General features: G+C 70.4%; 11 protein-coding genes, 1 rRNA gene and 1 pseudogene. 9 read left to right on the forward strand and 4 right to left on the reverse strand.

The genetic code is table 11. The annotated features are described in order from the left end of the window. Nucleotide 1: 1 nt before the first annotated feature. From AB0I73_RS30945 to AB0I73_RS30960, 4 genes are read left to right on the forward strand one after another with little or no spacing between them, the layout of a single operon-like run. On the forward strand, nt 2–436 hold the full coding sequence (locus AB0I73_RS30945) for a roadblock/LC7 domain-containing protein (protein ID WP_363042892.1): 435 nt from the start codon (nt 2–4) through the stop codon (nt 434–436). Between the two features lie 9 nt (nt 437–445). Continuing rightward, nucleotides 446–841, forward strand: a complete 396-nt coding sequence (locus AB0I73_RS30950) for a DUF742 domain-containing protein (protein ID WP_363042894.1) — start codon at nt 446–448, stop codon at nt 839–841. Between the two features lie 24 nt (nt 842–865). After that, nucleotides 866–4564: a hydantoinase B/oxoprolinase family protein gene (locus AB0I73_RS30955; protein WP_363042896.1), complete on the forward strand. Its 3699-nt coding sequence runs from the start codon at nt 866–868 to the stop codon at nt 4562–4564. After that, nucleotides 4545–5150, forward strand: a complete 606-nt coding sequence (locus AB0I73_RS30960; RefSeq protein ID WP_363042898.1) for an ATP/GTP-binding protein — start codon at nt 4545–4547, stop codon at nt 5148–5150. The genes AB0I73_RS30955 and AB0I73_RS30960 overlap by 20 nt, the downstream gene beginning before the upstream one ends. Nucleotides 5151–5170: 20 nt before the next feature. Here AB0I73_RS30960 and AB0I73_RS30965 read toward each other — a convergent pair. After that, a pseudogene (locus AB0I73_RS30965) lies at nt 5171–5357 on the reverse strand (diguanylate cyclase); the annotation flags it as partial. A gap of 119 nt (nt 5358–5476) precedes the next feature. On the opposite strand from AB0I73_RS30965, the gene AB0I73_RS30970 reads away from it, so the two are divergent. Together AB0I73_RS30970 and AB0I73_RS30975 are read left to right on the forward strand one after the other, a co-directional pair. Continuing rightward, a complete protein-coding gene (locus AB0I73_RS30970) occupies nt 5477–6295 on the forward strand; it encodes a M15 family metallopeptidase (protein WP_363042900.1) in 819 nt (272 codons plus the stop codon). 70 nt (nt 6296–6365) lie between these two features. After that, entirely contained in the window at nt 6366–6908 is a 543-nt protein-coding gene (locus AB0I73_RS30975; protein WP_363042902.1) for an NUDIX domain-containing protein, read from the forward strand. Nucleotides 6909–6941: 33 nt separating this feature from the next. Here the strand turns inward: AB0I73_RS30975 and AB0I73_RS30980 are convergent, their stop codons facing one another. Beyond that, a complete protein-coding gene (locus tag AB0I73_RS30980) occupies nt 6942–9284 on the reverse strand; it encodes a glycoside hydrolase family 31 protein (protein ID WP_363042904.1) in 2343 nt (780 codons plus the stop codon). A gap of 212 nt (nt 9285–9496) precedes the next feature. On the opposite strand from AB0I73_RS30980, the gene AB0I73_RS30985 reads away from it, so the two are divergent. Continuing rightward, nucleotides 9497–11473 carry an acetoacetate--CoA ligase gene (locus tag AB0I73_RS30985; RefSeq protein WP_363042906.1) on the forward strand — a complete coding sequence of 659 codons (1977 nt, stop codon included), beginning with the start codon at nt 9497–9499 and terminating at the stop codon, nt 11471–11473. Between the two features lie 170 nt (nt 11474–11643). Further along, nucleotides 11644–12534, forward strand: a complete 891-nt coding sequence (locus tag AB0I73_RS30990) for a hypothetical protein (RefSeq protein ID WP_363042908.1) — start codon at nt 11644–11646, stop codon at nt 12532–12534. Between the two features lie 119 nt (nt 12535–12653). Here the strand turns inward: AB0I73_RS30990 and ptsP are convergent, their stop codons facing one another. Then, complete coding sequence (gene ptsP, locus AB0I73_RS30995; RefSeq protein ID WP_363042910.1) at nt 12654–14324, reverse strand: phosphoenolpyruvate--protein phosphotransferase; 1671 nt, start codon at nt 14322–14324, stop codon at nt 12654–12656. 80 nt (nt 14325–14404) lie between these two features. Further along, a complete protein-coding gene (locus AB0I73_RS31000) occupies nt 14405–14854 on the reverse strand; it encodes a PTS glucose transporter subunit IIA (protein ID WP_279337132.1) in 450 nt (149 codons plus the stop codon). 561 nt (nt 14855–15415) lie between these two features. Here AB0I73_RS31000 and AB0I73_RS31005 point away from each other — a divergent pair. Further along, nucleotides 15416–15709, forward strand: a 16S ribosomal RNA gene (locus tag AB0I73_RS31005); the annotation flags it as partial.

The raw sequence follows: 15709 nt of genomic DNA on the forward strand, positions 1-15709 counted from the left end.
GATGACCGCACCGAACACGACCGGCCACGCCGATGGCGGCAAGGGGGAGCTGAACTGGCTCCTCGACGACTTGGTGGACCGCGTCGCGAGCATACGGAAGGCCGTCGTGCTCTCCGGCGACGGCCTCGCCACGGGGGCGTCCGGGGAACTGACCCGCGAGGACAGCGAGCACCTCGCCGCCGTCGCCTCCGGGTTCCACAGCCTCGCCAAGGGCGTGGGCCGCCACTTCGAGGCAGGCGGTGTCCGCCAGACCATCGTCGAACTCGACGAGGCATTCCTGTTCGTCACGGCCGCCGGAGACGGCAGCTGCCTCGCCGTCCTCGCCGACGCCGACTCGGACGTCGGACAGGTCGCCTACGAGATGACCCTTCTCGTGAAGCGGGTCGGTCCGCATCTGGACGCCGAACCACGCACCGATCTGCCCCCGGGCGGGTAGTGGGATGACATGAGCGCTGACGGCGAGGGAAGAAGCCACTGGTTCGACGACGAGGCCGGACCGGTCGTCCGTCCGTATGCCATGACGCGGGGCCGCACCTCGAGTGCGGCCCAGCACCGCCTGGACCTGATCGCGGTGGTCGTCACCGAACCCGACGCGGACGATCCGGAGGCGGACCCCACCCTCTCCCCGGAACACGTGGACATCCTCGAACTGTGCCGTGACACGCCGCAGACCGTCGCCGAAATCGCCGCGGAACTCGACCTGCCGACCGGAGTGGTACGAGTCCTCGTCGGAGATCTCGTCGACCTCGAATCCGTCCACGTGAACCGACCGGTTCCCCCCGCAGAACTGCCGGACGAGAGTATTCTGCGCGACGTGATCAACGGCCTCCGAGCGCTGTGAGCGGCGCGGAAGCGAGGTACTGACGTGACAGGCTGGCAGTTCTGGGTGGACCGAGGCGGCACCTTCACCGACATCGTCGCGCGCCGCCCGGACGGGCGACTGTTCACCCGCAAACTCCTCTCGGACAACCCGGCCCTCGCGCCCTCCCGGCGCCGCTCCGGCGGGACGGCCGCCGCCGACGCGGCGGTCGCGGGCATCCGCGAACTGCTGGCCGGCTCCGGCGAACCCGTCGAATCCGTACGCATGGGCACCACGGTCGCCACCAACGCCCTCCTCGAGCGCACGGGCGAACGAACCCTCCTGGTCGTCACCCGCGGCTTCCGGGACGCCCTGCGCATCGCCTACCAGAACCGACCCGCCATCTTCGCTCGTCGCATCGAACTGCCCGAGCTGCTGTACGAACGGGTCGTCGAGGTGGACGAACGCACCGCCGCCGACGGCACCGTCCTACGGGCCCCGGACCTGGACTCCCTGAGCGGGCCGCTGCGCCAGGCCCACGCCGACGGCATCCGGGCCGTCGCCGTGGTCTGCATGCACAGCCACCGCCACCCCGCTCACGAGCAGGCGGTCGGTGAACTCGCCGCCCGCATCGGCTTCCCGCAGATCTCGCTGTCCAGCGAGGTCAGCCCTCTGATGCGACTCGTCCCGCGCGGGGACACGGCCGTCGTCGACGCCTACCTCTCACCCGTGCTGCGCCGCTACGTGCAGCACGTGGCCGACGAACTCGACGGGGTACGGCTGATGTTCATGCAGTCCAACGGCGGCCTCGCCGAGGCGGCGCAGTTCCGCGGCAAGGACGCCATCCTGTCCGGTCCGGCCGGCGGCATCGTCGGGATGGCCCGCATGTCGCAGCTCGCCGGCCACGACCGGGTCATCGGCTTCGACATGGGCGGTACCTCCACCGACGTCTCGCACTTCGCAGGGGAGTACGAACGCGTCTTCACCACTCAGATCTCCGGCGTGCGGCTGCGCGCGCCCATGCTGGACATCCACACGGTCGCCGCCGGCGGCGGCTCGGTCCTCCACTTCGACGGCTCCCGCTACCGCGTGGGGCCCGACTCGACGGGCGCCGACCCCGGCCCCGCCTGCTACCGGGCCGGCGGGCCGCTCGCCGTCACCGACGCCAACGTCATGCTCGGCCGCATCCAGCCCGACCACTTCCCGGCTGTCTTCGGCCCGAACGGCGACCAGCCCCTCGACACCGAACTCGTCCGCGACCGCTTCACCACCCTCGCGCGCGAGATCCGGGAACGGACCGGCGACGACCGCACCCCGGAACAGGTCGCCGAGGGCTATCTGCGGATCGCCGTCGCCAACATCGCCGCCGCGGTCAAGCGGATCTCCGTCCAGAAGGGCCACGACATCACCCGCTACGCCCTCACCACCTTCGGCGGTGCGGGCGGGCAGCACGCGTGCATGGTCGCCGACTCCCTCGGTATCCGCACCGTCCTCGTGCCACCCGCGGCCGGTGTCCTCTCCGCACTCGGCATCGGCCTCGCCGACACCACGGCCATGCGTGAACGCTCCACCGAAGCACCCCTGGAGCCCGCTGCGATGCCCGGCGTCCACCGGACCGCGGACGACCTCGAAGCGGCGGCCCGCGCCGAACTCCTCGCCGAGGACGTCCCCGAGGACCGGATCGAGGTCACCCGTCGCGCCCAACTCCGCTACGACGGCACCGACACCACCCTCACCGTCGAACTGACCGACGCCGACACCATGCGCCGTGCCTTCGAGGAACGCCATCGCGCCACGTACTCCTTCACGCTCGACCGCCCGATCGTCGTCGAATCCCTCTCCGCCGAAGCCACCGGCATCACCGACCCCCCCGACCTCTCCACCCTCGCCCCCTACCGGGGACGCCCCACCACTGCGCGCTCCGTCCGCCTCCACACCGGCGGCACCTGGCGCGACGTCCCCCTCCACCACCGCGAGGGCCTTTCCCCCGGCGAGACCGTCTCCGGTCCGGCGATCGTCACCGAGGCCGGTTCCACGACCGTCGTCGACGAAGGCTGGCGGGTCTCGCCGACCGACGACGGGCATCTGGTCATGGAACGCGTCGCGGTTACGCGGAGTTCCGACCTCGACACGGAAGTCGACCCGGTCCTGCTCGAGGTCTTCAACAACCTCTTCATGTCCATCGCCGAACAGATGGGCGCCCGCCTCGGGTCCACCGCCCAGTCCGTCAACATCAAGGAGCGCCTGGACTTCTCCTGCGCCCTCTTCGACCCGGACGGAAACCTGGTGGCCAACGCCCCCCACATCCCCGTCCACCTGGGATCCATGGGCACCGGCGTCAAGGAGGTCATCCGGCGGCGCGGTGCCACCATGCGTCCGGGCGACACCTACGCCGTGAACGACCCGTACCACGGCGGCACCCATCTCCCCGACGTCACCGTGATCACCCCGGTCTTCGGCACCGCGTCCCCCGGCACCGCATCCCCCGGCACCGTGGACGGTGACACCACGGAGGGCGACCGGAGGGTCCTCTTCTACGTCGCCTCACGCGGCCATCACGCCGAGATCGGCGGCATCGCCCCGGGCTCCATGCCCGCCGACAGCCGCACCATCGACGAGGAGGGCGTCCTCTTCGACAACTGGCTCCTCGCCGAGAACGGCCGGTTCCGCGAGCAGGAGACACTCGGCCTCCTGACCGGAGCGCGGTATCCCTCCCGCAACCCGCAGACCAACCTCGCCGACCTGCGCGCCCAGATCGCCGCCAACCAGAAGGGCGTCGACGAGGTCGGCCGAATGATCGAGAACTTCGGCCTCGACGTGGTCCAGGCGTACATGCGGCACGTCCAGGACAACGCCGAGGACGCGGTACGGCGCGTCATCGACGCCCTCGACGACGGCGAGTACACCTACGAAACCGACTCGGGCGCCGTCATCCGCGTGCGCGTGCGCGTCGACCGTGAGAACCGCTCCGCGACCATCGACTTCACCGGCACCACGGCACAGCTCCCCACCAACTTCAACGCCCCCTTCTCCGTCGTCAACGCGGCCGTCCTGTACGTCTTCCGGACCCTGGTCGCCGACGACATCCCGCTCAACGACGGCTGTCTGCGCCCTCTGCGCATCATCGTGCCGTCCGGCTCCATGTTGGCGCCCCGGCCCCCGGCGGCCGTCGTCGCGGGCAACGTGGAGACCTCCCAGAGCATCACCGGCGCCCTCTACGCGGCGCTCGGCATCCAGGCCGAGGGCTCCGGCACCATGAACAACGTCACCTTCGGCAACGCCCGCCACCAGTACTACGAGACCGTCGCCTCCGGCTCGGGCGCGGGAGAGGGCTTCCCCGGAGCGTCCGTCGTGCAGACCCACATGACCAACTCGCGGCTCACCGACCCCGAGGTCCTGGAGTGGCGGCTGCCCGTCCGCCTCGAGGAGTTCGCCGTGCGCGCAGGCAGCGGCGGCGCGGGACGGTGGCGCGGCGGGGACGGAGCGGTCCGCCGCATCCGGTTCCTGGAACCCATGACCGTCTCCACGCTGTCCCAGCACCGCAGGGTCCCCCCGTACGGCATGGCGGGCGGCGCGCCCGGCGCGCCCGGCGCCAACCGGGTCGACCATGCGGACGGCAGCGTCACCGAACTCGGCGGGAGCGACTCGGCGGACGTCCGCGCCGACGACGTACTCGTCATCGAAACCCCCGGCGGTGGAGGATACGGTCCACCGCCCGATCCCCACCGAGCAGGAGAGAAGAACGATGATCTTCGGGCGTTCTGAGCGCGGCAAGCCCCCGGTCGAGCCCGTCACGCTCAAGATCCTGGTGGCCGGTGGCTTCGGCGTGGGCAAGACCACGCTCGTCGGAGCGGTCAGCGAGATCAGGCCGCTGCGCACCGAGGAACTACTCACCGAGGCCGGGCGCCCGGTCGACGACCTCAGCGGCGTGGAGGCGAAGAACACCACCACCGTGGCCATGGACTTCGGCCGCATCACGCTCCGCGAGGATCTGGTGCTGTACCTCTTCGGAACTCCCGGCCAGGAGCGGTTCTGGTTCATGTGGGACGAGCTCGCCGAGGGCGCCCTCGGGGCTGTGGTGCTCGCCGACACCCGGCGGCTGGAGGACTGCTTCGCGGCCGTCGACTACTTCGAACGGCGGTCCATACCGTTCCTCGTCGGCGTCAACTGCTTCGAGGGAGCACCGCGTTACCCGGTCGAGGACGTCCGCCGGGCCCTCGACCTCGACGCGCACGTACCGCTCGTGACGGGAGATGCCCGGGACCGCGAGTCGGTCAAGGAGGTGCTCATCGGTGTCGTCCAGCACGCCATGGCACAGGCGGCCCAGCGCCGCCGGACCGTCACCGTCTGAAGCGCGCCCGGACGTGTCACGCCCGCCGCGAAGCCGGCGCCGTCGTTCACCTGCTCGAAGTGGTCGACGTCCAGCCGGCTGAGCGCGAAGCCCCGCCGCCCGCGATGCGCCGGTCCACCTCGCCGGTGATCGTGCCCGAACCCGGCAGCCGGGTCAGCGGATCGAGTCCCGGGCCTCCTCCATCCGGGTCTCGGCCAGGGCCCGCACCCGCCCCGCCGACGCGGTGGCGGGCAGCAGCGCGACCGGCCGCCAGTGGTGCGTCACGGGTGACCGGAGCAAGGCGGGGGGGTTCCCGACGGATCCCACTCCTGATAGATGCAGGAGGCATGACACGACTCTCCGCCGCGGTACGCGCCCTGATCACCGCGCTCGCCGCCCTGGCGGCCACGACCGCCGTATCCGCCCCCGCCGCATCCGCTCCGGAGAAGCCGGAGCCCAAGGCGCCCGGGGACTTCGTGGCGCTGAACAGTGTGGACCCGACGATCATCCAGGAGATGCGCTACTTCACCCCGCACAACTTCGTGGGCGAGCGCATCGACGGCTACCGGCAGCCCCTGTGCATCCTCACCCGCCCCACGGCCCGGGCCCTCCACGAGGCCCAGCGCAAGCTGCTGCGACAGGGCTATTCCCTCAAGGTGTACGACTGCTACCGGCCACAACGCGCCGTGGACCACTTCGTGCGCTGGGCCAAGGAGCTCGACGACCAGGTGATGAAGGGGGAGTTCTACCCGAACGTCGACAAGAACCGGCTGTTCGCCGACGGCTACATCGCGGAGAAGTCCGGCCACAGCCGAGGCTCGACCGTGGACCTCACCGTCGTACGGCTCCCCGCCGAGCCGACCCGGCCGTACCACCCGGGACAGCCCCTCACCCCCTGCTTCGCGGCCAAGGACCAGCGGTTCCCCGACAACTCGGTCGACATGGGCACCGGCTACGACTGCTTCGACACGCTCAGCCACACCCTCGACCCCCGCATACAGGGCGAACAACGGGCCAACAGGCTGCTCCTCAAAGGCACCCTGGAGAGCCTCGGCTTCGTGAACCTGGCCGAGGAGTGGTGGCACTACACCTTCAAGCCGGAGGCTCATCCGGACACCTACTTCGACTTCCCGGTGTCCCGCGGGTCGCTCACCGGTCACCACTGAGCGCTCCCCGAAGCCGCCTGGCGAGCGGCCCCCCGAAGACGCCCCCGCCGTGATCGGCTACAGTCCGCGCGTGTCCAGAAACCGAACCCCCGGCCCGGCCCTCGACCCCGTGCCGGACTCCCACTGTTCGAGCTGCGGCACGCCCTTCGGCGCGGGCGTCTCCGGCTGGCCCCGGGACTGCCCGGCATGCGGTGCCGTCGCCTATCGCAACCCGCTGCCGGTCGCGGTCGCCCTCCAACCCGTGTACGACACGAAGGGCACCGCCCTGGTCGTCATCACCCGCTCCATCGCCCCCGCGCGCGGGGGCATGGCCCTGCCGGGCGGGTACATCGACGACCGGGAGGACTGGCGCCAGGCCGTCGTGCGCGAACTCCGGGAGGAGACCGGAATCGACGCGGCGAGCCGGGACGTGCGACTCGCGGACGCCATGAGCTCGCCCGACGGACACCTCCTGCTGTTCGGTCTCCTTCCGGAACGTCCCGCGGAAGGCCTGCCGCCCTTCGCCGCCACGGACGAGACGGAAGGCCGGCACCTGCTGCGCCGCGCGGAGGAACTCGCCTTCCCGCTGCACACGCGGGCCGCACGCGCCTGGTTCGAGGGCCGGTACATCTGACTCCAGGCCCGCCCGGGCCCTACCCGGCACGGCTCAGCGCGGCCCGAGCCCGCGTACCCGCGCCGGGTAGGGCAGCTCGCGGGCGCCGTCCGCACCCTCCCGCTCGACGACGATCCGGGCTCCCGCCCAGCGGACGCCGTACCGTTCGATCTCCGGCTCCTCCCAGCCGTCGTCGACATCCGCGACGACCGTCCCGCTCCCGGTCCGTCCCCTCACGGGCGCCCACACCTCCAACTCCAGCCCACCGTCCTCCCCGCGCACGGGAATCACGGAGCCCGCGCGGGCGAACACCGGAATGCGGTCCGGGGGCGCGTCGACCAGCACCCGGGCGGGCCCGTCGTACGCCCGTCCCGTAGCCGACTCGTACCAACGCCCGCCGGGCAGCCGCACCGTACGCCGTTCCACTCCCGGGGCCAGCACCGGTGCCACCAGCAGGCAGTCACCCAGCAGGAAGGCGTCCCCGCAGTCGCGCAACGCGCGCTCCTCCGGCGCCGACCACCACAGCGGACGCACACAGGGAGCCCCGGTGCGCCGGGCCAGATGCGCCAGCGTCACGAAGTACGGCTGCAGCCGGCGACGTCCGACGAGGGCCGTACGCGCGTGCCGCACCACCTCGGCACCGAACTCCCACGGCTCCTTGCTCCCCGTACCCGCGTGCGTGCGGAACAGCGGCAGATGGGCGCCCAACTGGAGCCACCGCAGATACAGCTCCGCGGACAGGTCCCCGCCGAACCCGCCGACATCCGGCCCCGCATACGGGACACCGCACAACCCGAGCCCCATCACCAGGGCCAGGGAGGCCCGCAGCCCGGCCCAGCCCGTGGCCACCTCCCCCGACCACGTCCCTCCGTAGCGCTGCATCCCGGCCCACCCCGAGCGCGAGAACACGAACGGCCGCTCCTGCGGCACCAGCGTCCGCAGCCCTTCGTAGGCCGCCCTGGCCATGCACAGCGCGTACACGTTGTGCGCCTCGCGGTGATCACCGTCCCGTCCGTCCAGGGCGTGGCGTGCCGAGCGGGGGAGCGTCAGCTCGTTCATGTCGTGCCAGAAACCCGCGAAACCCTGCTCCAGTCGCTCCGCGTACAGACCGCCCCACCACTGGCGCACGCGCGGGTGCGTGAAGTCCGGGAACACCACGTCTCCGGGCCAGGAGACGCCCTGAACGACCTTTCCCGAAGCGTCCCGCACGAACGCCTCCTGCGCCGCCCCCGAGCCGTGCACGGCACTGCCGCCCTCGGCAGCGACCGCGGGGCCGACGGCCGACACCAGCCGGATCCCGTCCCGCCGCAGCTCGTCGGCGAGCGCCGACAGCTTCGGGAACCGCTCCCGGTCGACGGCGAACACCCGGTGCGCGTCGTAGTGGTCGACGCCCAGATGAACGGCGTCGAGCGGCAGCCCGTGCTCCCGGTAGCAGGCGACGGTCCGCCGCACCTCCTGCTCGCCACCCCGGCCCCACCGCACGTGATGATGGCCGAAGGCCCACGCGGGCGGCAGTGCGGCGGCACCGGTCAGCGATCCCCAGGCGAGCAGCACCCGCGAGGGAGTGCCCACCATCACCCAGCAGCGCAGTGGGCCCCCGTCCATCCGCAGCGTGCTCGTCCCCACCCGGTCGTGCCCGGAGCCGGCGCCCTCCGCGCCCTCCCGCAGTGTCACCGTGCCGTCCCACGAACTGTCGTGGAACGCGAGATGCGTGCCCGCGTCGGCCACCACCAGCTGCACCGGCATCGTGACGGGGAGCGGACCGTCACCGGCCCCGAAAGCGCGACCGGAGCCCGTGTTCCACAACCGGTGGGTGCCGTCCTGCAGCCACGGTCCGAAGGCGCGCCCCCCGAGCCCGAAGAACCGGGCGTCGGCCCGCACCTCCGACCGCTGCATCCAGCGCGCGGTGCCCCCTCCCACCGGTCCCGCCGGCTCCCACCAGCGCGGTGGCAGATCGCGCCGCAGAACCACGCCTCCCGGGGTGAGCACCTCCACCGAGCCGAGCCGTGAGACGGCGACCGTCACCCGCTCGGCGACCACACGCCAGCCGCCGTCCGTGTCCGGCTCCAGCACCGCCCGCGGATCCGGATCGGGACAGCGGCCGACCAGTGCGTACGACGGCTCGGGAGCCGCCCCGTCCCAGCCCCAGAAGACGGCGCCGTTCACGGCGACGAGGATCCGGAGCTCGGAGCGGTTGAACCGGACGATCCCGCCCCCGGGCCCAGGCTCCACCTCCCGCACCTGTCCGGGCGTCCGTGCGCGCTCCGTCCCCCGGGGCGGCAGCCCGGTGGCGTCGGCCCGTCGCCTGCGCCACGCTGCCCGTACGGTACGCAATCCCCGCGCCGCACTCACCGAGCCGACCGATCTCACCGAACGCACCAGGCCACGACCGTCCATGGTGCCCACCCTGCCATTGCGTGCACTCCACACGAGTGTCGTTCAACTGCCGTTCACCCATGAACGGGCCACATCTTCACGACACGGACTGGGGAAGGCACACCCTGGTTAGGAAGACGATCACATGGCATCGTTCCTGTCAGCCGCGTCACGCGCACACCCCAGCCCGTGAGCGCGGGACGCACACGACGCGCACAGTCCGGGAGCCGCCCATGTCGACCGAGAACCCCCAGCCGCTCTGGCAGCCTGATCCGCGGCGCATCGCCCAGGCCCGGATCACCACGTTCCAGGCATGGACCGCCGAACGGCACGGCGCCCCCGCCGAGGGCGGTTACGCGGCATTGCACCGCTGGTCCGTGGACGAGCCGGAAACCTTCTGGAAGGCCGTCACGGAGTGGTTCGACGTCCGCTTCTCGACCCCCTACGCGCGTGTGCTGGGTGACCGTTCGATGCCCGGCGCCCAGTGGTTCCCCGGTGCCACCCTCAACTACGCCGAACACGCCCTCCGCGCGGCGGCGACCCGCGCGGACGAGCCGGCGCTCCTGTACGTCGACGAGACCCATGACCCCAGGCCCGTCACCTGGGCCGAGCTGCGCAGCCGGGTCGGCTCCCTCGCCGCCGAGCTGCGTGCCCTGGGCGTACGTCCCGGCGACCGCGTCAGCGGCTACCTCCCCAACATCCCGCAGGCCGTCGTCGCCTTCCTGGCCACCGCGGCGGTGGGTGGCGTGTGGACCTCCTGCGCGCCCGACTTCGGCGCTCGCAGCGTGCTCGACCGCTTCCAGCAGGTCGAACCGGTCGTCCTGTTCACCGTCGACGGATACCGCTACGGCGGAAAGGAGCACGACCGCCGCGACGTCGTCGCCGAACTGCGCCGTGAACTGCCCACCCTGCGCGCGGTCGTGCACATCCCCCTGCTCGGGACCGACACCCCTGACGGGGCGCTGGACTGGTCGGCCCTGACCTCCGCGGACATCGAACCGACATTCGAGCAGGTGTCTTTCGAGCACCCGTTGTGGGTGCTCTACTCGTCCGGCACCACCGGACTGCCGAAGGCGATCGTCCAGTCCCAGGGCGGCATCCTGGTCGAACACCTCAAACAGCTCGGACTGCACTGCGACCTGGGGCCGGAAGACCGTTTCTTCTGGTACACGTCGACCGGCTGGATGATGTGGAACTTCCTCGTCTCCGGCCTCCTCACCGGAACGACGATCGTCCTGTACGACGGCAGTCCCGGCTATCCGGACACGGGCGCCCAGTGGCGGATCACCGAACGCACCGGCGCCACCTTCTACGGCACCTCCGCCGCGTACGTCATGGCCTGCCGCAAGGCCGACGTGCACCCCTCCCGCGACTTCGACCTCTCCGCGGTGCAGTGCGTCGCCACCACCGGCTCCCCCCTGCCGCCCGACGGATTCCGCTGGCTGCACGACGAGTTCGCCGAGAGCGGGGCAGACCTGTGGATCGCCTCCGTCAGCGGCGGTACGGACGTCTGCTCCTGCTTCGCCGGGGGAGTACCCACCCTCCCCGTGTACACCGGTGAGCTGCAGGCTCCCGGTCTGGGCACCGACCTGCAGTCCTGGGACCCGAGCGGCAACCCCCTGACCGACGAGGTCGGCGAGCTCGTGGTCACCAATCCGATGCCGTCCATGCCGATCCACTTCTGGAACGATCCCGACGGCAGCCGCTACCACGACAGCTACTTCGACACCTATCCCGGCGTCTGGCGGCACGGCGACTGGATCACCCTCACCTCGCGCGGTTCCGTCGTCATCCACGGCCGCTCCGACTCCACGCTCAACCGCCAGGGCGTCCGCATGGGATCGGCGGACATCTATGAGGCCGTCGAACGCCTTCCCCAGATCAAGGAATCCCTCGTCATCGGCGTCGAACAGTCCGGCGGCGGCTACTGGATGCCCCTGTTCGTGCACCTGGCACCGGGCGCCGTGCTCGACGAGGAACTGAAGGGGCTCATCCAGCGGACCATCCGTGAGCAACTGTCGCCGCGCCATGTCCCGGACGAGATCATCGAGGTGCCCGGGGTGCCGCACACCCTGACCGGCAAGCGCATCGAGGTGCCGGTCAAACGCCTTCTCCAGGGCACGCCGCTGGAGAAGGCGGTCAACCCGGGGTCCGTCGACAACCTGGACCTGCTCACGTTCTACGAGGACCTGGCCCGCCAACGCACCTGACCCACGGACGCCGGCCGGTTGCCGACCGGTCCGGTACGACCTCCTCCCGCCGTGCCGCCCCGTGGTGGCGGCACGGCGCGGTTCCGCCCACTCACCGTCACCGCCGGACGCCGTTGTCAGTGCCCCCGGTTACCGTGAGTGAGCATTGATCGACTGTGCAGGGGGAGACAATGACGTACACCGACCACCGAACCGTCCGACGTGTCCTGCGCCGGGAAATCGCGGGCACCATCGGGGTGCTGACGGACGAGCACGACTTCCGCGCCATGAGGCACTACCGAAGCTTCGTCTTCGACGACCACGCCACGTACCTCGAACACGTGGAGGCCGTCCTCAGGACACGTGCCCTGCAGGGCGACCACACCACACTGGCCCTCTTCGACCCCGAGGAGTACGCGGCATTCTGCGCGCACACGGGCCTCGACCCAGACCGCCGCACCAGCCGCACCCGCTTCACCGCCGAAATCGCGGCCACAGGCCCCACCGTCCCCTACGAGGGGCAGCCGTTGGCCGACCTCCTGCCCGCCCTCGTCGACGAGGCGGTCCGCCGGGCGACCTGGGAGTACGCGACCACACTCCTCGCTCGCCTCGGCGCCTGCGCCTCGTGCGGTGAGGACCTGGGCCGCGAGGCCTTCGCCCGCGCCTCCCAGCTGATCGTCCGCATCCTCGACACCGCGGGACCCGGCAACCGGCACCTCGTCTGCAGTGTCTCCGGACCGCCCGAGACCCTGATCGCCGTCCTGCACGCCGACGACAACGACGGACACATGGAGCTGGACGACGCCGAGCTCCTCGAATTCACCACGGTGCTGGCAGTCGGCCTCGCCACCGACAGTCCGGGCGGACTTGTCATGCGGACCACCGCACCAGGCACCGCCGACCGCATCCACGGCTGGCGGCTGCGTGCCCACGGTCTCGAACCCCTCACCGCGGGAGAGGTCTTCGACGCCTACTGCACCGACGTGGAAACCGGAGACCTCATCTCGCCCGAGTCCAATGTCGACTACTGCGAGCCGCCCGACCTCGCGGACGAGGGTCCGAACCCGACCCACCACCACTGAACACGAACGGGAAACGCAAAAGGGGAATCGGAGGGAAGGGAAGGAAAAGGGGCGCCCCAGAACCTGGAGCGCCCCTCACGAAAGGCGGCCGGTCGGGCCCGCGGGCCTGCCGCGGCCGGCTACTCGCCCGACAGCACTGCCTGAGCGGCCCTACGGGCCTCCTCGGCGCTGTCGGTCGCGCGAGCCGCCGCCGCGGCCCGCTCACACTGCGCCAGCGTGAACTTCGCCAGCGCCGCGCGTACATAAGGAATGGACGCCGCGCCCATGGAGAGGGAGGTGACACCCAGACCGGTCAGCACCGAAGCGAGCAGCGGGTCGGAAGCGGCCTCGCCGCAGACACCGCAGCTCTTGCCCTCGGCCTTCGCCGCCTCGGCGGACAGCGCCACCAGGTCGAGCAGCGCGGGCTGCCACGGATCCTGCAGTCGGGACACCGCGCCCACCTGGCGGTCCGCGGCGAACGTGTACTGCGCGAGGTCATTCGTCCCCAGCGAAAGGAACTCGACCTCCTGCAGGATCGAGCGCGCACGCAACGCGGCCGACGGAATCTCGACCATCGCACCGAACTTCGCACGCAGGCCTGCCCCACGGCACGCGTCGGCGAAAGCCTTGGCGTCGGCACGGTCCGCCACCATCGGGGCCATCACCTCGAGCTGGACGGACAACCCCTCCGCGGCCTTGGCCAGCGCCGACAGCTGGGTACGCAGGACCTCCGGGTGATCGAGCAGTGACCGCAGACCACGCACACCCAGCGCCGGGTTCGGCTCATCGGCCGGGGTGAGGAAGTCCAGCGGCTTGTCCGCGCCCGCGTCCAGCACGCGCACCACCACACGGCCCTCGGGGAAAGCCTCGAGCACCTGACGGTAGGCCGCGACCTGCTTCTCCTCGGAGGGAGCGTTCTTGCTGTCGTCCAGGAAGAGGAACTCGGTGCGGAAGAGACCGACACCCTCCGCACCCGCCTCGACTGCGGCCGCCACATCCGCCGGACCGCCGATGTTCGCCAGCAGCGGCACCGTGTGACCGTCCGCGGTCGCACCGGGCCCGGTCGACGCATTCAGCGACGCCCTGCGCGCGGCCGCCTCAGCCTCGAGCTGCCCCTTCTTCTCCTCGCTCGGGTTCACGAAGATCTCACCGGTGCTGCCGTCCACCGCGATCATCGTCCCCTCGGCGAGCTCACCCGCACCCGGCAGGGCCACCACGGCCGGCACACCGAGCGCCCGCGCCAGGATCGCGCTGTGGCTGGTGGGCCCTCCTTCCTCAGTCACAAAGCCGAGCACCAGGGCGGGGTCCAGCAGGGCCGTGTCCGCCGGCGCCAGATCCCGAGCCACCAGGACGTACGGCTCGTCACTGTCCGGGACACCCGGCATCGGTACCCCGAGCAGCCGTGCGACGATCCGATTCCGAACGTCGTCGAGATCGGCCACGCGGCCTGCCAAATACTCACCGGCGGCGGCCAGCAGCTCGCGGTACGCGGCGAACGCGTCGTACACCGCACGCTCGGCGGTGCTGCCTGCGGTGATACGACGTTCCACGTCCGTCATCAGCTCGGGGTCCTGGGCCATCATGGCCTGAGCTTCGAGGACCGCCTGGGCTTCACCGCCCGCCAGATTGCCGCGCGCCGTCAGATCGGCCGCCACAGCCTCCACGGCCTTGCGGGCGCGTCCCTGTTCACGCTCCGCCTCTTCCGCCTGGATCTGCCTGGCCGGCGGTTCGAGCACGGCCGTTCCCATGTGTCGAACCTCGCCGATCGCCACACCGTGGCTCACGCCGACGCCTCGCAGCGTTGTCTCCATCTCACCCGTCTCCGATAGTGCGGCGGCTCACGCCGCCGGGTTGCTTGCCCTGCTCGCCGTCAATGAGGACGGCACTGACGTCACTTCCAGAAGAAGAGACTGTCGCCGGCCTTCACCTCGCCGTCGTCGCGCAGCTCGGAGAGAGCATCCGCGGTGGCCTCCAGAGCCACGACCGGGCACACCGGGGACTTGCCGGCGGCCTCGACGGCGGCAGGGTCCCAGCGCACGATGCTCTGACCACGGGTCACGGTGTCGCCTTTGTTGACGAGCAGCTCGAAACCCTCGCCGTTGAGCTGCACGGTGTCGATGCCGAGATGCGTCAGCACGCCGTGCCCGCTCTCGTCGACGACGACGAACGCATGCGGGTGGAGGGAGACGATGACACCGTCCACGGGGGAGACGGCTGCGGAGGGCTCCCGTACAGGGTCGATCGCTGTACCCGGGCCGACCATGGCCCCGGAGAAGACGGGATCGGGCACGGACTCCAGTCCGATGGCCCGTCCTGCGAGCGGGGACGTCACGGTGGTCATGGGAAGCCTCCCAGGGGCGGGGATCTATAGGAGCCCGTCACTACCTATCTCGGACGGTGCACTGTGATGCAGGGTATGTCATAGGTAGTACCGGTTTTGTGCGAGAGGGCCAATTGGAGGTCTAGACCACATCTCGCAGCGATTTGCACCCACTCTGCAGCCCCATGTACAGTCGAGGACCTGCCTGGGGCTGAGTGATGCGATCACGTGCGCCCTGACTCCCGGCAGTCCAACTCATCAGATCTTATCTCGAGATCATCTTCTGCATGCCTGCAGGATGGTGGTCAGGGGGTCGGAAAAACACTGATAGAGTCGGAAACGCAAGACCGAAGGGAAGCGCCCGGAGGAAAACCCGGTGAGGGTGAGTACGAAGGAAGCGTCCGTTCCTTGAGAACTCAACAGCGTGCCAAAAGTCAACGCCAGATATGTTGATACCCCGCCCATCCGGCTTCCGGATGGACGAGGTTCCTTTGAAGAAACACAGCGAGGACGCTGTGAACCGCCGGACCATTCCTCCGGCGGTTCCGCTCCCGTGTGTGCCAACCGGATCACCGGTAAACATTCACGGAGAGTTTGATCCTGGCTCAGGACGAACGCTGGCGGCGTGCTTAACACATGCAAGTCGAACGATGAAGCCCCTCGGGGCGGATTAGTGGCGAACGGGTGAGTAACACGTGGGCAATCTGCCCTCCACTTCGGGACAAGCCCTGGAAACGGGGTCTAATACCGGATACCACCCCCGCCCGCATGGGCGGGGGTCGAAAGCTCCGGCGGTGGAGGATGAGCCCGCGGCCTATCAGCTGGTTGGTGAGGTAGTGGCTCACCAAGGCGACGACGGGTAGCCGGCCTGAGAGG

The sequence above is a fragment of the Streptomyces sp. NPDC050388 genome (assembly GCF_040655635.1).
Classification (GTDB): domain Bacteria; phylum Actinomycetota; class Actinomycetes; order Streptomycetales; family Streptomycetaceae; genus Streptomyces.